This is a genomic window from Bacillus sp. FSL K6-1284, assembly GCF_038002625.1.
Lineage (GTDB): Bacteria > Bacillota > Bacilli > Bacillales > Bacillaceae > Bacillus > Bacillus paralicheniformis.
Window position 1 is genome coordinate 1,438,841 of sequence record NZ_JBBOCW010000001.1, and the last position, 23,824, is coordinate 1,462,664.

A 23,824-nucleotide genomic window follows, 5' to 3' on the forward strand; every position below is an offset into this window, starting at 1 on the left:
ATAGAAAATTGGGAGTTTTCCTTATTTTCAGTTCACTTTCCTGTTATAGTAGTAATAAACTGGAAAGGAAGGTGATCTGATGAGACGGTTAGCTTTCTTAGTTGTTGCGATTTGCTTGGCGGTTGGTTGCTTTTTCAGTCCGGTGTCAAAAGCAGAAGGGGTTATGAGCGGCGGAGATGGTGATAAAGTCGCCGTCGGGAAAGACGGTATGGTGGCTACGGCCCATCCGCTTGCATCAAAAATCGGAGCCGAAGTGTTGAAAAAGGGCGGGAATGCCATTGATGCAGCAATTGCGATTCAGTATGCTCTGAATGTAACGGAGCCGATGATGTCGGGAATCGGCGGCGGTGGATTCATGATGGTCTACGATGGCGAGACGAAGGAAACGTCGATCGTCAACAGCAGGGAGCGTGCTCCACAGGGTGCCGAACCTGACATGTTTTTGGATGAAGACGGAAAGGTGATTCCTTTTTCAGAAAGGTCGAGACACGGAAATGCGGTCGGTGTGCCGGGAACGCTGAAAGGGCTCGAAGCAGCGCATAAAAAGTGGGGAACGAAGAAAATGGAAGACTTGATATCGCCTTCCGTTAAGCTTGCAGAAGAAGGGTTCCCGATCGATTCGGTTTTGGCCGATGCGATAAAGGACCATCAGGACAAGCTCAGCAAAACGGCCGCAAAGGATATTTTCCTTCCCGACGGTGAACCTTTGAAAGAAGGCGATATCCTCGTACAAAAGGATTTGGCCAAGACGTTTAAATTAATACGGAAAGAAGGGTCAAAAGCCTTTTATGATGGAGAAATCGGCCGGGCGATTGCAGATGTCGTGCAAGATTTCGGGGGTTCGATGACACCTGATGACCTGTCCCGCTATGAGGTCACAACAGATAAGCCGATCTGGGGCGAGTACCACGGCTATGATATCGCAAGCATGCCTCCTCCAAGTTCAGGCGGAGTGTTCATGCTGCAGATGCTGAAATTGATTGATGATTTTCATTTATCGCAATACGATCCAAAATCATTTGAAAAATATCATCTGCTCGCGGAAACGATGCACCTCGCCTATGCGGACAGGGCGGCATATGCGGGCGATCCGGAATTTGTCGATGTTCCGCTCTCAGGGCTGCTCGATCCCGATTATATTAAGGAGCGGCAGCAGCTGATCAGCCTTGATTCGATGAACCGCGATGTGAAAGCAGGCGATCCGTGGAAATACGAGGCGGGAGAGCCGAATTATGAGATCGTGCCTCAGCCTGAAGATAAGACGATCGGGGAGACGACGCATTTTACCGTCACGGACCAGTGGGGCAATGTTGTCTCTTATACGACTACGATTGAACAGCTTTTTGGAACGGGGATTTTAGTGCCCGGGTACGGACTGTTTTTAAACAATGAACTGACCGATTTTGATGCGGTTCCAGGCGGAGCGAACGAAGTTCAGCCGAATAAAAGGCCGCTTTCAAGCATGACGCCGACGATCGTTTTTAAAGACGAAAAACCGGTGCTGACTGTCGGTTCCCCGGGAGGAACGACGATCATTGCTTCCGTTTTCCAGACGATCTTGAATTATTTTGAGTACGGCATGAGCCTTCAGGATGCGATTGAAGAGCCGAGAATCTATACGAACAGCCTGACTTCTTACCGCTATGAATCGGGAATGCCGGAGGATGTCAGACTGAAGCTCAATGACTTCGGCCACAGATTCGGTGCGAATCCGGTTGATATCGGCAATGTCCAAAGCATTTTCATTGACCGGGAGAACAGAACGTTTATGGGGGTTGCCGATTCAAGCAGAAACGGGACGGCGGTCGGCGTCAACATTAAGACATCGGCTAAATAGCGGAAGCAAGGGCTTGGTCTAAGGCTTTTAGATCAAGCCTTCTTCCGTCTGTCAGCGGGGAAAAGAGGATTTTTTTCGAAAGAAGAGAAATATATTTTTTGAAAGCGTTTACTAAGTTGCGAAGGAGGGAGACCATGATTCACACGTTGGCAAATGGATTTTACCGCTTTTGCGAGTGGGTGATGCGGCTCGCCTATTTGAATCTGCTGTGGATCGGCTTCACGCTGGCGGGAGCGGTCATCTTCGGTTTAGCGCCGGCGACTGCCGCGATGTTCGCTGTGACAAGACAGTGGGCGCTGGGAAAGATGGATATCCCGGTGTTTCAGACGTTTTATCAGGCGTTTAAAAAGAAATGGGCCAAAGCAAGCGTTCTCGGTTTGATATTGGGTCTGGTCGGTTTATTGCTGATTGTTGATTTTCAAATTGCGGCCGTCTATTTTCACGATCAGCCGGTTGTCTTAAGTCTGTTCATCAGTTTGTTTATCATTTACGCCATCATCCTCTTTTACGCTTTTCCAATTGATGTCCACTACGATTTAAAACGGATTGCAGTGCTGAAATACAGCTTTATCATCGGCTTTTCCCGTCCGCTCACCTCGTTTTTCATGCTGATCAGCGCGTTTGGCATGATTCTGCTCGCTTTATTTCATGTCACATTTCTTCTATTCTTCAGCGGCAGCGCTTTAAGCTTCATTTTGACGAAGCTCTCGTTTCAGGCGTTCCGCGCAATAGACGGGCGCCGGACAGATAAACAGGCTGCCGTCACACGCTTGAAATGAAGGTGTTCGTTCGGTGAACCGGTATCAGCATTTAAAAATTAAAGATCAATTGTTTATCTTGATTTCATTGATCATGGCTGTTTCGCTCATCTTGATCTTGAGTGGCGTTCAATACGCGTTCCGTGTCTATGACCAGCAGATTTACAGGAAGTCGTCACAGGTGCTGATGTTATCATCAAAAAGCATTGAAGATGAATTGAAAAAGATTGAGGATGTGTCATATCAACTGACCACTGACGCCGCCATCCAAGCGAACCTTCTGAAAGCCGGCCGCGGCCAAAACAAATACGTGACCTACCGGATGAAAAGCAAAATCTGGGATAAGCTTGCCGAATATACCGGCTCTAAGCGGTACATTAAATCGATTCATTTGTTTGATGCTTCCGGCACCGAGTATTCCGCAGGGGCGAATTTATCCGAAGCATTGCGGGAGCAAAAAAATGCGCTGATCGAAAAAGCGTCGCGCCAAAAAGGCGGCAACACGTGGGAGCCCATGCCGGGTGAAACCGGCGAGCTGCTATCCGTCCGGGAAATCCGCTCCTATGAGCGTTTAAACCTTGACCACCTGGGAACAGTGGTGATTGTCGCCGATTTAAAACGGGTCATCGGCGACCTTCCGAAAGACTGGGGGGAAGGCGCGGGAAAGATTGCGATGTCGGACGGACGGGAGCTGTTTTTTTCTGAAATGCCTTTCAGCCAAACCGATGGACTACGTTTATCTTCTCACGCAGAAAACGGATATGACATTGTGGAGGAAAACGGCCAGCGCTTTTTCGTTTCATATGTCAAATCAGCCTATAAGAATTGGACGTATTGGAGCCTGATCCCTTTTGACGCGATGTTTTCGAAAATCTCTGCGATGAAGACGATCCTGATTTCCCTTTTTATTCTCTTCTTTCTGATTGCGGTTCTCTTTGGAAGGAAAATGGCCAGGGGCATTACGAGTCCGATTGAGAAGCTGGTGGCAGCCATGAAAAATGTCCAAACCGGCGATTTTAAACTGGCGCCGCTCACTCGTGCTCCTTCAGACCGGCAGGATGAAGTCAGCGTCTTAAACCGCAACTTTTTTACAATGGTTGAACGGATCAATGAACTGATTGCCGAGAACTACGAGAAGCAGCTGATGCTGAAAGAGACGGAATTCAGAGCGCTCCAAGCGCAAATCAACCCCCACTTTTTATACAACACGCTCGAGTCGATCAACTGGCTGGCAAAAACGAACCGTCAGCCGCAAATTTCAAAGATGACGGAATCCCTCGGGTTTTTGCTCAGGAATGCCATCAATATGAAAAACGACGTGGTGACGATCGAGGAAGAAGCTGAAATTGTGCTCCACTATTTTACCATTCAGCGTTTTCGCTTTGAGGAGCGGCTCGTTTTTGAACTCGACATTGAGCCGGTGGTGAAAAAATGCCGCGTGCCAAAGCTTGTCCTCCAGCCTTTGGCTGAAAATGCGATTACATACTGTCTCGAGCCCTTCATTGAACCTTGCCATATTCACATTAAAGCATATAAAAAAGGCGGGTTTGTATATTTAACGGTTACCGACAACGGACCGGGCATGGATGAAGACTTTTTGGAAAAAGCGAGAAAAGAGCTTGTCCGGACAAGAGGCAGAGGAATCGGACTGCAAAATATCGATGAGCGCATTCAGCTGATGTTTGGCAAAGGGTACGGCTTGACGATTTCAAGCGAAAAGAACAAGGGAACCGAAATGTTAATTAAAATACCATTTCAAAGCGGGGTGTGATGATGTATAAAGTGCTGTTGGCGGACGATGAACGGATTATTCTCGACGGCATCTCCAGCATGATCGAGTGGAGTTCGTTCGAAACGTCTTTGATCGGAGCCGCACAAAACGGGATTGACGCTTACCGCCTGATTATGGAAGAGCGGCCGGACATTGTGATCAGCGATATTAAAATGCCCGGGATGGGAGGACTCGAACTGATCGAGAAAGTGTCCCGCGACTACCCGTCAATCCGGTTTATTTTGCTGACGGGCTTCGGCCAGTTTGAATATGCAAAAAAAGCGATGTCATACGGAGTCAGACATTATTTGCTCAAACCCTGCAATGAAAACCACATTACAGATTCGCTTCAAAGCGTGATCGGCGAGCTGAAAAAAGAGGAATCGGCGCAAAAAGTAAAAAATGATCTGGAGATGATGAAGCCGCATCTTATGAAGCAAATGTTAAAAGAGCTGGTCACGGGCAGCCGCATCGAGGATGAAACGTGCCTGCGCTTTTTTTCAGAGCAAAAGGTCATCAGACTGATCCTGTTTTCCGTCCGGGACGGGGATGACAAAGACTATGCCCAAGGTGTTGAGTCCATTGCGGATGAGGTGCTGAACGGTTCTGTCATCACTTCGGCCTGCGTTCAACAAGTGCTTGTTTGTGCAGTTGACGGAAAAGTCGCTCCTGCCGTACTTGAGGAAAAAATGAAAAGCGTCCAAGAACTTTCACGCCATCTGCTTCAATTTGAACCTGAAGCATCACTCAGCGAAAGCGGCAGTATCAGCGAAGCCTCCGCTATGTACGAAAAGGCATACGCACAGATCGTCCAACATGAAGGAGAGACATCGGTTTTAATCGGGAGGATGCTCGATCTCATCGAAAAGGAGGCCTCAAATCCGAAGCTTTCGCTGAAATGGGCAGCCCGCAACATGCTGTACATGAATCCGGATTATCTCGGCAAGCTGTTTAAACAGGAAACCGGTGAAAGGTTTTCAAGCTATGTTGCAAAGGTGCGCATCGAAAAAGCGATCGCGAAGATGAAGAAGTCTAAAAACACGGCCATCGGCGCACTGGCAGAGGAGCTGGGGTTTGGCCACAATCCGAAATACTTCAGCCTTGTTTTTAAAAAATACACAGGACTCACCCCGTCAGAATTTCGAAAAAAAGAAGAAAACACGTTTTAATGCCGCCGGTATATTCGGCGGTTTTTTGCGTATTGACGGAATCTCTGTTTTTTTAACATTCTTCTCTGTTTTTTGAGTTTCTGGGACAAAAAGTTGAATTTAAAATGAAATGTAAGCACTTACAAAATAAGGAGGGGGAATGTTGATGAGAAGATTTGTGTTTTTCTCATTTTGCGTTTTGCTGACGCTCGGCCTGTTCGGATGCAGTTCAAACACTGAAGAGGCGGCCGGTGCGGACGGCAAAAAGAAGGTTACCTTGAGGGTCGCGTGGTGGGGCGGACAGCCTCGGCATGATTATACATCAAAGATTATCGAGCTGTATGAAAAGGAACACCCGCATGTCAAAATCGAAGCGGAGTTTGCGAATTGGGACGATTATTGGAAAAAGCTTGCCCCGATGTCTGCGGCGGGTCAGCTGCCAGATGTGATTCAGATGGATATGGCGTATTTATCCCAATACGGCAAGAAAGGCCAGCTTGAAGACCTGACTCCGTACGTCAAGGACGGGACCATCAATACCGAATCGATTGATGAAAAGACGATCAAAGGCGGCAAAATCGGTGATCAGTTATACGGCTTCCCGCTCGGTGTGAATGTGCTGTCGGTGATTACAAATGATGACATGCTAAAAGAAGCGGGCGTTGAAATTGACGACGGCAGCTGGACGTGGACCGATTTTGAAAACCTGGCGCTAGAGGTCGAGGAGAAGACGGGGCAATACGGTTCAAACGGCATGCATCCGCCTGATGTCTTTTTCCCTTATTACTTGAGGACGAAGGGCGAGCGCTTTTATAAAGAGGACGGCACAGGCCTTGCTTATTCAGACGACAAGCTGTTTGTCGATTACTTCAAGCGTCAGGTGAAGCTCGTTGATGAAAAAGCATCGCCGACACCTGATGAAAGCGCGCAAGTGAAGGGAATGGAGGACGATTTTATCGTTAAAGGCCGAACGGCTGCAACATGGAATTATTCAAATCAGTTTTCGGCGTTCGCACAGCTGACCGATGCACCTCTGTCATTAAAACTGCCTCCTGAACAGGCGAAAGAAAAGGCGCTGTTTTTAAGGCCGAGCATGCTGTTTTCAATCCCGAAAAGCTCCGAGCAAAAAAAAGAAGCGGCTGCATTCATCGACTTCTTTATTAACAATGAAAAAGCCAATGCCCTGATCAAAGGAGAAAGAGGCGTGCCGGTTTCCTCCAAAATTGCGGAAACGGTGAAGAAAGAACTGAGTGAAGAGGAGAAAAAGATTTTCGAATATGTCGAACGGGCTTCGGAGTCCGCGGGGGAAGCGGAACCGCCTGAACCGATCGGCAGTGCCGAAGTTATCAAACTGCTAAAAGATACATCAGACCAGATTTTGTTTAAAAAGATCACGCCTGAAGAAGGAGCCGCGAAGTTCAGAAAAGAAGCGGACGCGATACTGAAAAGAAATCAACAATGATAAGCGGGACAAGTGGAGGAAGGCCGCTCATCAAATGCAGGAGGAAGTGAACGTGAAGCGAAAAAATAGAATTGACAATTTGGCGGGTTACGCCTTTATTTCCCCGTTTATTATCGGATTTTTATGCTTTACCGTCATTCCGATGGGAGCCTCGCTGTTTCTGTCTTTTACAAGCTACGATCTGTTCACCCCGCCCAAATGGGTCGGCCTTGACAACTATAAGGCGATGCTGACAGATGATGAAAAGTACTGGGGCTCGCTGAAAGTGACGTTTTATTACGTGCTCGCGGGTGTTCCGCTGCGCCTCGCGTTTGCGCTTTTCATTGCGGTGATTTTGAACAGAGCCGAAAAAGGTGTCGGCATTTACCGGACGCTCTTTTATCTCCCGTCCATTATCGGCGGCAGCGTGGCGGTCGCGATTATGTGGCGAAATGTATTCGGCAATGACGGTGTTATCAATGCGCTTTTGTTCTTCCTCGGATTTGACCAGAAGATTCTTTGGTATCAGGATCCGACAAGCGCATTGTGGACCTTGATTCTTTTGTCGGTGTGGCAGTTCGGCTCTTCCATGCTGATCTTTCTTGCCGGATTGAAAAATATCCCGCCGATGTATCAGGAAGCGGCAAGCGTCGACGGTGCAAACAGATTTCAGCGTTTTTTTTTCATTACGCTCCCGCTTCTCAGTCCGATCATCTTTTTTAACCTGGTGATGCAGACCATTTCAGCCTTCATGACCTTTACGCCGGCCTACATTATTTCAAAAGGGGAAGGCGGTCCGCTTGACGGGACGCTTCTATATTCTCTCTATTTGTTCCAGCGGGCCTTCAACTTTTTCCAAATGGGCTACGCATCGGCGATGGCATGGGTGATGCTCATCCTGATCGGCCTTGTCACATTCATATTGTTCAAAACTTCATCCTTATGGGTGCATTACGAATCGAAGGAGGGGTAGCTGGTGGAGCCGGTAAAAGACATTTCGGGGCGGGCGGCGCCTGCCCCGCTTCCCGCAGGAACGGGAAAGAAAAGAGCCGGGCAGCTCGTGTTCCATATCGCGACTGCCGGTCTTGCGATCATCCTTTTGTATCCCGTTATCTGGCTGATCGCAAGCTCGTTTAAAGAAAGTGCGAGCATATTCGCCACATCCCATTCGCTCATCCCGGATCCTTTGATCCTGTCCAATTACACGGAGGGCTGGAAAGGGATCGCCGGACAGCCGTTCATCACATTTATTAAAAATTCGCTTATCATCGTCGGCCTTTCGACGGTCGGTGCGGTTTTGTCCTCAGCGTTCATCGCTTACGGATTCGCACGGATTCCATTTAAAGGGAAGGCATTTTGGTTTAGCTGCATGATGGTGACGATGATGCTGCCGCACGAGGTGCTGATGATTCCGCAATACATCATTTTTGCAAAACTGGATTGGCTGAATTCATTCAAGCCGATCGTTGTTCCACAATTTTTCGGGCACGCGTTTTTTATCTTTTTGATGATTCAGTTCATCAGGACGATCCCGGTAGAACTCGATGAAGCGGCAAAAATTGATGGCTGCAGCCGTCTCGGCATCTTTTTCAGAATCATTTTGCCATTGATCGCACCGGCGCTCGCGACGTCCGCCATCTTCTCGTTTTACTGGAAGTGGGAGGAGCTGATTAATCCGCTTCTTTACTTGAACAAGCCGGAGCTTTACCCGGTTTCTCTGGCACTAAAGCTGTTTTTAGATACGGAAACGGCGTCTAACTGGGGGGCGATGTTTGCGATGTCAGTCGTCTCACTCGTCCCGGTGATCCTCGTGTTTTTCGTCTTTCAAAAATCGATCGTCCAAGGAATCAGCATGAGCGGATTAAAATAAAAAGGGAGAGAAGAGTGCATGACAAAGCTTGTTTTTGATGAAGAAAAACTGAATGAAGTGATCGACAGAATCGTCAAGCGGACATTTCAGATGGATTTCGAATGGGATTGGCCGGGCGGTGTCGCGTTTTACGGCGTCGCTGAGGCGTATGAAGCAACCGAAAATGACGAATACCTCGAACTTTTGAAAAACTGGACGGATGAAAAGCTTGAAGACGGCTTGCCTAAGCTGTCGATCAACGGGGTATCCATCGGCCATACCCTTCTGTCGCTCTACCAGGCGACAGGAGATGACCGTTATCTTGACACCGCCCGGCAAATGGCGGACTATGTGCTCCGCGAAGCGCCCCGGTTCGCAGATGGGATTTTGCAGCACACCGTCAACTCAGAGAAACATGTATTCCCTGAACAGGCATGGGTCGATACGATGATGATGGCGGGCTTGTTCCTTCTCCGAATCGGCAAAACTGTCGGCAGCGAGGCATATTTTGAAGACGGGCTGCGCCAGTATCACGGCCATGAGGAATTTTTGCAGGACATGGAGACCAATCTCTATTATCACGGATGGGACCATGTGGCCAAAAACAATCTGTCAGGCATATTTTGGGGAAGGGGAAACGGATGGGCCGCTTTGACAATGGCTAAAGCGCTCCCTTTGATCGATGTTACGCATCCTTCATACATGATCATTGACGGTTCACTTCGAGACTTGTTGAGCGCGCTTGTCAGGCTTCAGCATCCTTCTGGTTTATGGCACACCGTACTGACGGATCCTGATTCATATCTTGAAGTGTCGGGATCTGCGGGGATTGCTTCCGGCCTGCTGTCCAGAGGCTCGCTATACCACAAATCCGTTCAGAAGGCGCTCACAGCCATAACAGATGCGGTCGCGCCTGACGGAAGGGTGGAACGCGTTTCAGCGGGCACAGCAGTGATGCGGGATGCACAGGGATACAAAGACGTTCCGTATAAACGGATTCAAGGCTGGGGACAGGGGCTTGCCCTGACGTTTTTGGCAGACGTCGTCCGCTCCAAGTCGCGCGCGTTCCAATAGAAATTGAAAAAGAAACATTCTTTTCATTGCAGTGGGGGGAGAGGGATGAAAAAGCTGCATCAAAGATATGTTTCACGGCGAAAAGGAAGTTTTTTTAAAAAAAGCTTTGTGCTGATTCTGCTGATTGCGTGTATTCCTGGCTTATTGACGGGTGCAGGAATCTATTTGTTTTCCGCTGCAAAAATTGAAAAAGAGCTCCAACAAATGCACGAGAACCAGGTGAAACGCCAAATCAGCCAAATCGATGACAAGCTGGAAGGGCTTGAGATCATGCTCTCCCAGCTTGCATATGATCCGCGCCTGATGAACGGTCTGGCCGATGCCGATCTGCAAACGGATTTTCAAACGACGTACAGGCTCTCAAAATCGCTGTTTGTGCTTCAGGATCAAAATCCGCTCATTCACAAGGTTGAACTGTTTATTCAAGGGAAAGAGCCGATTCTTTTAAATCCGGAATACAGCGGAATGACCGACCGGAACATCTTAAAGGCCTATCATTCGTTGCTTGAAGGCGGTCAAAACGTTTATTGGAAAGACATGAGCGCCGCTCCTTACGGAATGGCGCTTGTCCACAAAATTCCGGGAGGCATCTCAGAGCCGTTCGGCGCGCTGATTTTAATGCTTGACGAAAAAGAAATGGGGCATTTGCTAGAAAGCCTTTCACCGTATTCAAAGGGAACAGCGCTTCTTTTTCATCATAATCAAAAGCCTGTTTTTTCCGGGAGCAAACGCGGCAAAGCCAATTTTGAAAGCGTTTTAAAAGGGATGCTTGAGAAACAAAAGAATCAACAGGGCTCCTTTGTGATGGATTGGGGCGGAGGGGCGTATTCCGTTTCATATGGACGAATGGACAGATTAAACCAGGAATGGACCTATGTCTCGGCTTCACCGATGTCGGCGATTACGTCTCCGGTGTTGTTTTTATCGAAGCTCGTCGCGTCGGTCAGCATCGCCGGGATCGTTCTTTCTTTCATTCTGTCATGGTATGCGTCACACAAAATTTATTCACCGATCGCAAGGCTGATCAAGCTCTGCTCAGGAGAGGGTAAGGCCGCTCATTTTCCGGATGAATTTCATTGGCTCGAGAAGCGCTGGGAAGACCTGACTGAGGAAAGCAGCAGACTGAAAAAGGAAATGCCCCAGGCTGCAAACGTTTTTTTTCAGCGCCTTCTCGGCGGATACTTTGCAGATGAATCAGAGAGGAATTTGAGAGATCGTCTGAAAAGGTGGGGCTGGGAAGCGAAAGACAATGTGTTTACCATCATCGATATCCAGCTGACGGGACTTTACGAAGGGAACGGAGCTTTTACAAAAAAGGATGAGAGTCTGACGGGTTTTTTGCTGGGCAACATTACGCGCGAACTGGCTGGTAGGACTTTCAAACATATTTATATGACCGATGTCCGTTCGTTATCACTCGCTGTGCTGCTGATGAGCGGCCGGAAAACAGCCTTCAAGGAAGAAACCGCCCAATTTGTCCGTGAGCTGACGGATGTGATCTGCGGCATATCAAGACTCCACGTCACAGTGACGGTATCAAAAACCGCTCACATGTTAAAAGACATTCCCGGCATGTATGAAGAGGTGAAAGAAGGCAGGCATTACAGACAGTTCGAAAACGCCAGCCAGGTGATCGATTTAAGCCGGAAGGAAGACATGCCTCCCGTTGAATCATACTATCCGTTCACCCTTGAAAAAGAGGTCGTCAGGGCGTTACGGCTTGAAGAAAGGGATGAAGTCGAAAGGCGGATCAGGCTGTTCATCCGGGAGCTGTCCGAAAAAGGAAAGACGGAAATCCGCATCCAGCCGGGCATGATGCAGCTGTTGGCAAAGATCCAGGAAGAGATCTTTCATTCCGGCCTTCACCCTTATGAATTGTTCAGCCGAAAAAATCTGCTGCAGGAGCTTTCAGAGCTGAGGGAGCCGGAAAGGGCCGTCGGCTGGATGATGGAGCGTGTCGTAAGCCCGTATCTTAAAGAAATGGAAGGCAGGAAAAACAGACAGCAAAAACGGCTTGTCGAACAGGTGCTTGAGATGATTCATCAGCATTATATGAACGATATCTCGCTTGAAAGCTGCGCTGATCAAGCCGGGACGAATTCGTATACGCTGAGCAAAGCTTTCAAACAAGTAACCGGCATCAATTTTATCGACTATGTTACCCGTCTCAGAATCGAAAAAGCGAAAGAGCTTCTTCTTGAAACGAATAAAAAAATCCATGACGTTTCTGAAGAAGTCGGCTACAGACACAGCTATTTCAACCGGATTTTCAAGAAGCAGGTCGGCATTCCGCCGAGCCGCTACAGGCAGATTCATCAGGAATCTTCGTGAAAGGGAGAGTGTTATGAAACGAACAGACGAAAAGCCAAAAGTGTCAGTATATTTGGCCGGGGATTCGACCGTCGCAGACTGTCCTCCGCATGAAGCGCCGATGGCCGGCTGGGGACAGATGCTTCCGCTGTTTTTCTCAGATGAGGCTGCGGTCGTGAATATGGCAAAAGGCGGGGCCAGTTCGAACAGCTTCATTGATGAAGGCCGGCTCGATGACATTACGGAGCGGCTTGGGCCTGGTGATTATGTGTTGACCCAGTTCGGCCACAACGATCAAAAACCGTACGGAACAGACCCGTATACAACCTATCAGGAGCATCTTGTCCGCTATGTTGAAGCGGTTCGCGAAAAACAGGCGACTCCGGTTTTGATCACTTCCGCAGAGCGCAGACGCTTTGATCAAAACGGAAAGCCTGCCGACACACTCGGAGATTTTCCGAAAGCGATGAAGGCGCTCGCTGACCGCTTCGAAGTTCCGCTCATCGATTTATGGTCCAAAACAAAAGCGCTCTATGAATCTCTCGGAACGGAAGGCTCAAAACGGCTGTTCGTCCACTTTCAGCCGCATGAACATCCTCATTATCCAAATGGAATTAAAGACAATACTCATTTTTCCGAGGCGGGGGCCCGTCAAGTCGCCTGGCTGGTAACAGAAGGAATCAGAGAGCTCGGCCTGCCTCTAGCGGCTTATCTTCATTGTGAAAGGAGCGACTTCCGTGCCGAAGTGTAATGCAAGAGAAGGAAGCCTGATTTATCAAAACCCTTTATCGTCTCCTGAAGATCTCCGCGGCTGGGTGATGGAAGGGAAAGGAATCGTTCGTTTTCCGAACGGCCGCCTGCATATGGAGAATGAACTCGATGCTGAGCAATATGGAGACGATGCCCATTTTGTTTACTGGTGTCCAGAGACATTCCCTGATGGAATAGTTGTGAAGTGGGATTTCTATCCTGTGCGGGAGCCCGGCTTATGCATGATATTTTTTGCAGCCACCGGGATCAATGGGGAAGATTTATTTGACGGGCGGCTGGCGGAGAGAACAGGGAAATATCCGCAATATCATTCAGGGGACATCAACACATTGCACCTGTCGTATTTCAGACATAAGCATGCTGATGAAAGAGCATTCCGAACATGCAACCTCAGGAAAAGCCGCGGTTTTCACCTCGTCTGTGAGGGAGCCGACCCGCTTCCGCCCGCTAATGACGCTTTGCCTCCCTACCGAATGAAGCTCATAAAAGACGGGGTATCCGTTCATTTTTCAATCAACGGGCTGCCCATTTTGGAATGGGAGGATGACGGCAGGCGTTTCGGCCCGGTTTACGGAGGAGGAAAAATCGGTTTCAGGCAAATGGCTCCGCTGAAAGCAGCCTACGCCAACTTTGAAGTGCGCAGGCTGCTTTGCGACTGAAAGGAGGATCGGACATGCGGGAAAAAGGCATGATGGCGATGATGTACGGCGCTTGTGAAGCGATCATGAAAATCGCCTGGCTGAACGCGCTCTGGGTTCTATTCACGCTGGGAGGAGGCGTTGTTTTCGGCTGGGCTCCGAGCACGGCCGCGATGTTCACGGTCGTGCGCAAGTGGCTGCTCGGCCGGACGGACGCACCGGTATTCAAAACGTTTTATCAAACGTATAAAAAAGAGTTTTTCAAAACAAACGGACTTGGCCTCATCCTCCTCGCCGCCGGCACAATTTTATTAGTAAACTATCAATTTTTCCGCCTCCGTGAGGATTTATTTTCAATCATCATCAGCTATGCCACACTGATGGCCGGACTCATGTATGTCGTAGTTTTCGTGTATATTTTTCCGCTTTACGTTCACGTTCAGTTGCCGTTTGCCCGCTATTTTTCACAGGCTGCACTGATCGGTCTCGTTCGTCCTTTGACGACGGCCGGAATGGCTGCTGCTGGAGGCTTTGTCGTTTATGTGCTGTTGACGGTTCCGGGACTGATCCCATTTTATGGTGTCAGTTTGTTTGCTCTTGTATTAATGTTCATCGCACATCGCTGTTTTTTGCGCCTGGAAGGCTAGCTGAACCGTGCAAAAATGAGAAAAGTGAGCAAAAAAGTATCAATTGAAAAAGGAGAACCGCTTTAAATCGGACTTGAACACAGCTTTTCCCTTCGGCAAAAAAGTGCAATTGAATAAAAATGGAAGCCGTAATAGAATCCCTTTTAAGTAAGCGCTTACAAAAAGGCGAAGGGAGAAGATGATGAAAAAAGGAAAGAAAAGGTGGAAGAAACTGTTGGCTGCGTCATCTCTTTTATTCATTACGCTTGTGACCGGCTTCTCGGAACAAGCGGAAGCAGACGGGCGGACGGCTGTGCAGGCAAGGCAAATGGAGTCGCTGAACCGGGGGCTTGTCGCTGTTAAAACGGGGAACGGTGTCTTTGTGAGCTGGCGGCTGCTCGGAACCGAGTCCGCTTCTGTTTCATTTAATGTGTATCGAAACGGAAAGAAGCTGAACGGTTCCCCGATTACATCGAGTACAAATTATCAGGATGCAGGCGGGGATTCGAATGCCGTTTACCAGGTGCGCGCCGTTTTGAACGGCGTGGAGCAGGCTCCTTCTGAAACCGCCGGAGTTTGGAATAAACCATACAAATCTGTTCCGCTGCAAAAACCGGCCGGGGGAAAAACGCCTGATGGGGTGTCATTCACATACAGCGCCAATGATGCGAGCATCGGCGATCTTGATGGAGACGGCGAATATGAAATCATTCTCAAGTGGGATCCTTCCAATTCAAAGGATAATTCACAGGACGGATACACGGGAGACGTGCTGATTGACGCATACAAGCTTGACGGGACCATGATGTGGAGAATCAACCTTGGCAAAAACATTCGCGCCGGCGCCCATTATACACAGTTTCTCGTCTATGACTTTGACGGCGACGGAAAAGCGGAAATCGCCATGAAGACAGCCGACGGGACGAAAGACGGCAAGGGAAAGGTGATCGGAAATGCAAACGCCGATTATCGCAATGCCCAAGGCCGAATTTTGTCAGGGCCTGAGTATTTGACGGTTTTTAAAGGCGATACAGGCGCTGAGCTTACAACGGTCAACTACGAACCTGCCCGGGGAAATGTAGCCGATTGGGGAGACAGCTACGGCAACAGGGTTGACCGCTTTCTGGCCGGTGTCGCATACCTTGACGGGGAGCGGCCGAGTTTTGTCATGGCACGCGGTTATTACACGAGAACAGTGCTTGTCGCTTACAACTTTAGAGGCGGAAAGCTGACCAAACTGTGGACGTTCGATTCGGACGCTCCCGGAAATGGCGCCTATGCCGGTCAAGGTAACCACAGTTTGAGCGTCGCTGATGTTGACGGAGATGGAAAGGACGAAATCATATACGGAGCGATGGCTGTCGATCATGACGGTAAAGGCCTTTATTCAACCGGATGGGGACATGGGGATGCCATGCATACAGGAAACCTGGACCCCTCAAGACCGGGACTCGAAGTCTTTCAAGTGCATGAAAACAGCAATTCTCCCTATGGATTGTCTTTCCGGGACGCGAAAACGGGAAAGATCATCTGGGGAGTGCACGCAGGCAAGGATGTCGGACGCGGGATGGCTGCTGATATCGATCCGCGCTACGAAGGAGCGGAAGTATGGGCGAACGGCGGTCTTTATACGGCAAAAGGCGTAAAAATCGGGAGCACATTGCCTTCATCAACGAACTTCGGCATCTGGTGGGACGGCGATCTCCAAAGAGAGCTTCTGGACAGCAACAGAATTGATAAATGGGATTATCGAAATTCGCGAACCGTTAACTTGCTGACAGCATCTGGAGCTTCGGCAAATAACGGAACAAAAGCGACGCCGTCCCTGCAGGCTGACATTCTCGGAGACTGGCGCGAAGAAGTGATCTGGCGAGCAGATGACAGCAGCGAACTGCGCATCTACACGACGACAGATATGACGGAACACCGCTTGTATACGCTGATGCATGATGCCGTCTATCGCCTCGGAATCGCCTGGCAGAATGTCGGCTACAACCAGCCGCCGCACACCGGCTTTTATTTAGGCGAAGGCATGCAGACACCTGAGAAGCCGAACATTTATACACGCTGATGGAAAAGGGGAGCTGCATAATGAAGCGATATGTTCGTTGCGTATGGGCCATCCTTCTCCTTTTCTTCTTCAGCACGGGGATTGAGGGACCTGCGCAGCCGAAAGCCGCTGCCGCACATCACAGTCAGGATCTTTTTCTGTTCGATTTTGGAAAAGGTCCCGCTGAGAAGGATTATGTGAAAGTGAACGAGGCCTCCGCGTATCAAAATGGTAAAGGCTACGGGTTTTCACGGGCAGGGAACGCTGTGTGCAAAAAGACGCAAAAAAAAGAAGCGCTCAAGAAAGACTATTGTGTCGTGAACCGGACGGCTTTTCTGGCGGTTCTTTCTCCTGGCGAATACCGCGTAACCGTATTTGCCTCATCCCGCGGTGAATTGAAGCTTTATGCCGAAGGAGAGGAAATGGGAACGATCCCGGCCGGAGCAAAGGGAAGTTCAGCCGAAAAAGCGTTCACCGTTACGGTGGAAGACGGGCGTCTCGATTTGGAGTGGAAAGGACCTCAGCCAAAAGTGTATGCTGTCGAAATTTCGAAGGTGTATCGGTTTGATTTCGGTGACGGGCCTCTTGCTTCGGGCTTTATTCCGATAGACGCGCAATCGGCTTATACCCCTTTAAAAGGCTACGGATTTGACGACACAACAAAGGTGACTTGTACGGACCGCGGTATCGCCGATCCGCTTCGTTCAGACTTTTGCATACCGGATGGAACGGCGTTTACGGTCGATTTGCCTGACGGTCAATATCATGTCCGGCTGATAACCGGAGATGCCCGAGCAAAAACGAACATGGACGTACGGGCAAATGGCATGCTTCAGCTCTATTCATTTGGAGCGGAAGCGGGCGGATACCACGAAAAAACGTTTCCGATTCATATTTCCGGCGGCCGCCTTTCCATTCAAGCCTTAGCAGCGAGAACAGCGCCGCGCCTCAATGCGCTGGTCTTGACGAAGACGGCTTATCATGTAACGGATGACAAGACGACGGTTTTTCTGGCGGGAGATTCCACGGTTTCCGATTATGAACCAGGTTATGCACCGATGGCAGGCTGGGGGCAATTTTTAGGCGGCTATTTCTCGGATGAAATCGTCATCGACAACCAGGCGAAACGCGCGAGAAGCGCGAAAAGTTTTGTGGATGAACGGTCGCTGGATACGATTTTAAACCGGATGAAACGGGGCGATTATTTGTTGATTCAGTTCGGCATCAATGACGCCGGGCAAGATCCGGCCCGTCATACAGATCCGTATACGACATTTCAGGAATACTTGAGAACCTACATTAACAAAGCCCGCGAAAAAGGAGGACGGCCTGTGCTCGTCACTTCTCAAAGTAAACGAACCTATGATGAAAAGGGCGTTTTTTACAACAGCATCGGAGAATATCCGAACGCAATGAGACAGCTCGGACGGGAAATGAACGTTCCGGTGCTCGATTTAAATAAAAAGAGCATTGATTATTACAACGAGATCGGCGTTGAAGCGACTAAAAACGTATTTATGTTTTTAGAGCCGGGAGAAAGCCCGAATTATCCAGACGGAATCCAGGACAGGGTGCATGTTCACGAGTTCGGCGCCAACCAATTGGCAAGGCTCGTGACAGAAGAAATCGCCGATATGAACATGTATCCGCTGAAACATTCGCTCAAGAAATAAGGTGTCGGGAGAGCCGGTCTCCGGTTCTCCCGTTCGCCATTCCAAACCGTAAAGGGGAGAGAGGACGATGGGAGAAAAAGACGTACATGCAGCAGCTGAACGCGTTCGGCCGGTGAAATCGACGGCAAAACCGAGGCAAATGGAACGCTTGAACCGCGGACTTGTGGCCGTAAAAACAAAAAAAGGGGTTTTTCTCAGCTGGCGGCTCTTAGGAACAGATCCGGAAGAAACGGCTTTCAACCTATATCGCAACGGTCACAGAATCAACTCAACACCCGTTTCATCATCGACCAACTTTCTTGATAAACACGGAAACGGAGAATCTGTTTATTATGTGACAAAGGTTCTCGGAGATCAGGAAGTCGAGCAGTCGCACAAAACAGCTGTCTGGCAGAAGCCGTACTTGGATGTTCCGTTAAACAAGCCTGACGGCGGGACAACTCCTGACGGCGTACAGTATACGTACAGCGCCAATGACGCGAGCATCGGAGATCTCGACGGCGACGGAGAATACGAAATTGTGCTCAAATGGGACCCGTCCAATTCGAAAGATAATGCACACAACGGCTATACCGGAGAAGTCATCATCGATGCATATAAGCTTGATGGGACATTCATGTGGAGGATTCATCTCGGGAAAAACATCCGCGCGGGCGCCCATTATACGCAATTGATGGTCTATGATCTTGACGGCGACGGGAAAGCGGAAATCGCCATGAAGACAGCTGACGGAACGGTTGACGGAACCGGTCGGGTGATTGGCGATCCTGCTGCCGATTACAGAAATGAAAATGGACGAATTTTGGACGGGCCTGAATATTTGTCGATTTTTCACGGGGAAACGGGAAGGGAATTGGCAACCGTGAATTACGATCCGCCGCGGGGCAGGCTTGAGGATTGGGGAGACGGATACGGCAACCGCATGGATCGATTTTTGGCAGGCATCGCCTATTTGGACGGTGAAAGGCCGAGTCTTGTTATGGCGCGCGGCTATTACACAAGAACGGTGCTTGCCGCTTACAACTTCCGGGACGGCAAGCTGACCAAGCTATGGACATTTGACAGCGACAAGCCCGGAAACGAAGGCTATGCAGGGCAGGGAAACCATAGTCTGAGCGTCGCGGATGTCGACGATGACGGGAAAGATGAGATCGTCTACGGTGCGATGGCCGTGGATCATGATGGAACAGGGCTTTATACGACAGGGCTTGGGCACGGTGACGCCATGCATGTGAGCGATCTTGACCCGGATCGGCCCGGGCTGGAAGTCTTCCAAGTGCATGAAGACCCGCGCCTTCCGTACGGTCTCTCATTTCGCGATGCGGGTACAGGGGAAATCCTCTGGGGAGTGCCGGCCGATACAGATGTTGGGCGGGGAATGGCCGCGCATATCGATCCCCGTTATAAAGGCTCGCTTGTCTGGGCGATCGATCCCCCGGGTAATGAAGGGAAATCATACGGCCTCTATACGAGTAAGGGAGAAAAGCTCAGCGACGCCGCTCCGGCTTCGGCCAATTTTGGGATTTGGTGGGACGGCGATCTTCTCCGCGAGCTGCTTGACCACGATTGGAAAGAACCCGCCGGCATCCCGAAAATTGATAAATGGGACTATCACAGCGGCAGGCTGGTCAATCTGCTCACTGCTGACGGAACGCTGTCTAACAATTGGACGAAAGGGACGCCCGTGCTTCAGGCCAATCTATTCGGCGATTGGCGCGAAGATGTCGTATTCCGCACCGCGCGAAGCGATGCTCTGCGAATATACACAACGACCGAGCTGACTGAACATCGTTTCTATACGTTCATGCACGATCCCGTCTACCGCTTGGGGGTAGCCTGGCAAAATGTCGCTTACAATCAGCCGCCTCACCCCGGATTTTATTTGGGAACCGGAATGGACAAGCCGCCCCGGCCGAATATTTATACCGCTCCCTGTAAGAAACATGAAGAGTGACAGAGATCGCCGGTTCATTCAGGTTTATTCAATATACAAAAAAGTATGATTGTAATCTCACAGCCTGTTCCCATAAAATGAATGGTAAGCGATTTCATTTCAAAATGAAAAGAGGGATTCATATGGAGTATCAGGCGAGTGATACACGCTATGAAAATATGAAATACAACCGCTGCGGGCATTCAGGTTTAAAACTGCCTGCTTTGTCTTTAGGGCTTTGGCATCATTTCGGAGAAGCCAATTCGTTTCAAAATGCCAAAGCACTGTTAAGAAAAGCATTCGATCTGGGAATCACCCACTTTGACTTGGCGAATAATTACGGTCCGCCCCCCGGTTCTGCCGAAGAAACATTCGGAAAAGCGCTGAAAACCGATTTTGCCCGCTACCGTGATGAAATGGTCATCAGCACGAAAGCCGGCTATACGATGTGGCCCGGACCATACGGCGATTGGGGGTCAAAAAAGTACCTCGTCGCAAGCCTTGATCAAAGTTTAATACGAATGGGCATAGATTATGTCGATATATTTTATTCGCACCGCCCTGATCCCCATACACCGCTGGAAGAGACGATGGGAGCGCTCGCCCATATCATCAGGCAAGGAAAAGCTTTATATGTCGGTCTGTCGAACTACAGCGCCGAACAGACCGAAAAAGCGGCCGATATTTTGCAAGAATACGGGGTTCCGCTCCTCATCCATCAGCCCAAATATTCAATGTTCCACAGAGAACCGGAAAATGGCCTGCTGCAAGTGCTGCAGAAAAAAGGAGCCGGGGCGATCGCGTTTACACCTCTTGCTCAAGGGCTTTTATCAACGAAATATTTGAATGGGATTCCCGCCGGGTCAAGAGCCGCAGATGTGAACAGTCCGTTTTTGCAGGCCGAGAGCATCACAGAAGACGTGCTCGGCAAAGTCCGCAAGCTGAATCAAGTGGCAGTCGAACGCGGCCAATCCCTGCCGCAAATGGCGATAGCCTGGCTTTTAAAAAATCCGCGCGTCACCTCGGTGCTGATCGGTGCAAGCAAAACCGAACAGATCGAAGAAAATGCCGCTGCTCTTAAGTCCGCTCGATTCTCAGCTGAAGAGCTCGACACAATTGATAAAATTCTTTCATATAAAAGGAGTGGTCGTGATGACAATCAGCATCTATCTGGCCGGCGATTCGACCGTCCAAAATTATAAGGCGGATTCGCCTCAAGGAGGCTGGGGCGAATTTCTCCAGTCTTATGTATCCGGAAATGTACAGGTGATCAACCGGGCCATCGGGGGCCGAAGTTCAAAAACGTTCGTTGAAGAAGGAAGGCTTGCATCGATTTTAGATGTAATCAAACAGAACGATTGGCTGTTCGTTCAGATGGGGCACAATGACGCGTCGAAAGACAAACCAGAACGCTATACTGAGCCGTATACAACGTATAAACAATACTTGAAAATGTACGTCGACGGCGCGCGTCAAAAAGGAGCTTCGCCGCTTCTCATCACGCCTGTCGCAAGGCTCCATTACAAGGACGGCGTCTTTTTGAACGATTTCCCGGACTACTGCATCGCGATGAAGCAGGTGGCAAGTGAAGAAAACGTCCGCTTGATCGATTTAATGGACAAAAGCCTGCAGCATTTTGCGGAAAAAGGATACAGCGAGGTATTTAAATATTTTATGATCTCGGAAAATGTCAACGACTACACACATTTTACGAAAAAAGGGGCCCGGGAAATGGCGAAGCTTGTCTCTATCGGCATTCGAGAGCTCGGTCTGCCGTTTGTTAAAGAGACGGTATGAAGATGAACGGAAAACTGTACCACGGCGCTTGCTTTTATCCCGAATTATGGGATGAGGACGTGCTGGATGAAGATATCTGGATGATGAAGCGAGCAGGGATTAATGTCGTCAGAATCGGGGAGTTTGCCTGGTCAAGGATGGAGCCGGAAGAAGGAAGGATCGATGTCGGATTTTTTGCCGGCGTCATCCGAAAGCTCCACGACAACAAAATTGAAACGGTCATGTGCACACCGACTGCGACACCGCCGATCTGGCTGACCCACGGGCATCCGGAAAGAATGCATGTGAATGAAAAAGGAGAGACGATGGGACACGGTTCGAGGCAGCATGCCTGCACAAACCATCCGTATTTTAGAGAGCGGGCCCGCCTGATCATCAAACATATCGCCAAAGAGCTCGGAGAACTGCCGGGATTGATCGGGTGGCAGCTTGACAATGAATTCAAATGCCATGTCGCAGAATGCATGTGTGAAACGTGCAACACATTATGGCACAAATGGCTGGAAGACCGCTATCAGACGATTGACCGTCTGAATGAGGCTTGGGGTACAGGCGTATGGAGCGAAACGTATCAGCGCTTCGAGCAAGTTCCGCAGCCCGGACCGACCCCGTTTTTGCACAATTCTTCTTTAAGGACGATGTATCAGCTGTTTTCGATGGACAAGATTTCTGAATTTGCGCGTGAGCAGGCTGAGGTGATCAGAACATATTCCAACGCCCCGATCACCCATAACAGCAGCGTCATGTTCGGCGTTGATCATGAAGATCTTTTCAAGAGCCTTGATTTCGCCTCGTTTGATACGTACGCCAGCCAGGAAAACAGTGCCGCCTTTTTGTTTAATTGTGATTTATGGAGAAACATTAAAAAAGGACGGCCGTTCTGGATAATGGAAACGAGCCCTTCCTACAGCGCTTCGCTTGAAAGCTATGCCGTGCCTCATCAAAACGGCTATTTGAAGGCTGAAGCGGTCTCTTCTTATGCTCTTGGCGGAGCCGCGTTCTGCTATTGGCTGTGGCGTCAGCAGAGAGCCGGATCTGAACAGCCGCATGGATCAGTGATCAGCGCATGGGGGGAGCCTGATGTGGGATATGATCATGTGCTCGAAGTCGAGCAGGCGAGACGGGAGGTTGAGCACATCATGCTGGCGGCGGACCCTTTGCAGGCTGAAACAGCCGTCGTCTATTCGGATCGTGCAAAGGTGTTTTTGAAAACGGAGCCACATCGGGGTCTTCACTACAGAACACTGATCACCGAGTTTTATAACCGATTGTTAAAGATGGGCATTCACAGAGATGTCATTCTTGAAGGGAGCTCGCTTGACGGCTATAAACTGCTGTTTACGCCGTTTATTCACTATCTTCCGCCTGCGTTTATCAAAAAAGCCGAAGCCTTTGCACAAAGTGGCGGCATTTGGATTGCGGGTCCGCTGACGGGCGGAAGAACAGAAAATCATACGGTTCACACTGATTGCGGATTAGGGGAGTTGGAAAAAAGTTCCGGAGTCAAAACGCTTTATACATTTCCGATGGATGAGCGGAAATCGAGTGGAACGGCGTTTGGCGTAAAGGCGCCGCTGAGTCTGTGGAGCGCTGTTTTTGAAGCCGGCGGCACCGAGGCTGTCGGGATAATTGAAAAAGGCCCGGCGTCAGGAAAAGCGTTCATCACAGAGCATAAATGCGGAAAAGGAAAAATCGTCATGCTCGGATCGATGCCGGCAGGCGAAGCGGGTGACATCATGATGAAAAAGCTGATCAGTCATTACGCAGAAGAAGCGGGTGTTACACAGAAAACCGATGCCACTCCCGGAACAGTCGTCGCGCCCCGGAAAGGAGCAGACGGTCTTGTCTGGGTCGTGATCAATATGGACGGCAAAGGAGGCGCAGTGACACTTGACGGAAACGGAACCGATTTATTGTCCGACAGGCCCGTATCCGGACGTGTGACACTCGGCCCGCACGAATACCGCGTGGTTTTGTTTTCAGAGAATAAATGAATCGCCGCAGGCGCTTGCCCGCGGCTTTTTAGTTTCGTTTTGCTAAAAAAGGGATGATTCCTGCAAAAAAGGAGCAGACACCTCTCCAATATAAGCAAAAAAGGAATATTGACGGTCAAAAGGCTAAACAGGAAAATATTCACTGACCAATCGG

At 49.5% G+C, this 23,824-nt stretch carries 18 protein-coding genes; all 18 read left to right on the plus strand.

Going from position 1 to position 23,824, the window contains the following annotated elements; translation table 11 throughout:
- Positions 1-79 precede the first annotated feature (79 nt).
- The 18 genes from ggt to MHB72_RS07485 all read left to right on the plus strand — a co-directional run bounded on the left by ggt (position 80) and on the right by MHB72_RS07485 (position 23,670).
- Positions 80-1,837 (plus strand): gamma-glutamyltransferase, encoded by a 1,758-nt coding sequence (gene ggt / locus MHB72_RS07400; RefSeq protein ID WP_026579843.1) that lies wholly within the window; start codon positions 80-82, stop codon positions 1,835-1,837.
- Positions 1,838-1,971: 134 nt separating this feature from the next.
- A complete protein-coding gene (locus tag MHB72_RS07405) occupies positions 1,972-2,616 on the plus strand; it encodes a YesL family protein (protein WP_003180888.1) in 645 nt (214 codons plus the stop codon).
- Positions 2,617-2,629: 13 nt separating this feature from the next.
- The gene (locus MHB72_RS07410) at positions 2,630-4,366 is read left to right on the plus strand and encodes a sensor histidine kinase (protein ID WP_216920383.1); all 1,737 of its coding nucleotides are present in this window, start codon (positions 2,630-2,632) and stop codon (positions 4,364-4,366) included.
- A gap of 2 nt (positions 4,367-4,368) precedes the next feature.
- Positions 4,369-5,535 carry a response regulator transcription factor gene (locus MHB72_RS07415; RefSeq protein WP_003180892.1) on the plus strand — a complete coding sequence of 389 codons (1,167 nt, stop codon included), beginning with the start codon at positions 4,369-4,371 and terminating at the stop codon, positions 5,533-5,535.
- Between the two features lie 145 nt (positions 5,536-5,680).
- Positions 5,681-6,976, plus strand: coding sequence for an ABC transporter substrate-binding protein (locus MHB72_RS07420; RefSeq protein ID WP_026579841.1), 1,296 nt, complete (start codon positions 5,681-5,683; stop codon positions 6,974-6,976).
- A 34-nt stretch (positions 6,977-7,010) separates the two neighbouring features.
- On the plus strand, positions 7,011-7,928 hold the full coding sequence (locus MHB72_RS07425; RefSeq protein WP_216920385.1) for a carbohydrate ABC transporter permease: 918 nt from the start codon (positions 7,011-7,013) through the stop codon (positions 7,926-7,928).
- Positions 7,929-8,015: 87 nt separating this feature from the next.
- A complete protein-coding gene (locus MHB72_RS07430) occupies positions 8,016-8,825 on the plus strand; it encodes a carbohydrate ABC transporter permease (RefSeq protein ID WP_243941130.1) in 810 nt (269 codons plus the stop codon).
- 18 nt (positions 8,826-8,843) lie between these two features.
- Complete coding sequence (locus MHB72_RS07435; RefSeq protein WP_023856745.1) at positions 8,844-9,878, plus strand: glycoside hydrolase family 88/105 protein; 1,035 nt, start codon at positions 8,844-8,846, stop codon at positions 9,876-9,878.
- Between the two features lie 45 nt (positions 9,879-9,923).
- Positions 9,924-12,209: a helix-turn-helix domain-containing protein gene (locus tag MHB72_RS07440; RefSeq protein WP_216920386.1), complete on the plus strand. Its 2,286-nt coding sequence runs from the start codon at positions 9,924-9,926 to the stop codon at positions 12,207-12,209.
- Positions 12,210-12,222: 13 nt separating this feature from the next.
- On the plus strand, positions 12,223-12,939 hold the full coding sequence (locus MHB72_RS07445; RefSeq protein WP_216920388.1) for a rhamnogalacturonan acetylesterase: 717 nt from the start codon (positions 12,223-12,225) through the stop codon (positions 12,937-12,939).
- A complete protein-coding gene (locus MHB72_RS07450) occupies positions 12,926-13,618 on the plus strand; it encodes a YesU family protein (RefSeq protein ID WP_023856748.1) in 693 nt (230 codons plus the stop codon). Before MHB72_RS07445 ends, MHB72_RS07450 begins: the two co-directional genes overlap by 14 nt.
- 14 nt (positions 13,619-13,632) lie before the next feature.
- A complete protein-coding gene (locus MHB72_RS07455; RefSeq protein ID WP_216920390.1) occupies positions 13,633-14,244 on the plus strand; it encodes a YesL family protein in 612 nt (203 codons plus the stop codon).
- A 181-nt stretch (positions 14,245-14,425) separates the two neighbouring features.
- On the plus strand, positions 14,426-16,294 hold the full coding sequence (locus MHB72_RS07460; RefSeq protein WP_216920392.1) for a rhamnogalacturonan lyase: 1,869 nt from the start codon (positions 14,426-14,428) through the stop codon (positions 16,292-16,294).
- 20 nt (positions 16,295-16,314) lie between these two features.
- Positions 16,315-17,946 carry a rhamnogalacturonan acetylesterase gene (locus tag MHB72_RS07465; RefSeq protein ID WP_254122102.1) on the plus strand — a complete coding sequence of 544 codons (1,632 nt, stop codon included), beginning with the start codon at positions 16,315-16,317 and terminating at the stop codon, positions 17,944-17,946.
- 67 nt (positions 17,947-18,013) lie between these two features.
- Positions 18,014-19,900: a rhamnogalacturonan lyase gene (locus tag MHB72_RS07470; protein WP_216920393.1), complete on the plus strand. Its 1,887-nt coding sequence runs from the start codon at positions 18,014-18,016 to the stop codon at positions 19,898-19,900.
- A gap of 122 nt (positions 19,901-20,022) precedes the next feature.
- Positions 20,023-21,081 carry an L-glyceraldehyde 3-phosphate reductase gene (gene mgrA, locus MHB72_RS07475; protein ID WP_216920395.1) on the plus strand — a complete coding sequence of 353 codons (1,059 nt, stop codon included), beginning with the start codon at positions 20,023-20,025 and terminating at the stop codon, positions 21,079-21,081.
- Positions 21,032-21,676 (plus strand): rhamnogalacturonan acetylesterase, encoded by a 645-nt coding sequence (locus MHB72_RS07480; RefSeq protein WP_023856752.1) that lies wholly within the window; start codon positions 21,032-21,034, stop codon positions 21,674-21,676. The genes mgrA and MHB72_RS07480 overlap by 50 nt, the downstream gene beginning before the upstream one ends.
- Positions 21,673-23,670 carry a beta-galactosidase gene (locus MHB72_RS07485; protein WP_216920397.1) on the plus strand — a complete coding sequence of 666 codons (1,998 nt, stop codon included), beginning with the start codon at positions 21,673-21,675 and terminating at the stop codon, positions 23,668-23,670. Before MHB72_RS07480 ends, MHB72_RS07485 begins: the two co-directional genes overlap by 4 nt.
- Positions 23,671-23,824: the final 154 nt, after the last annotated feature.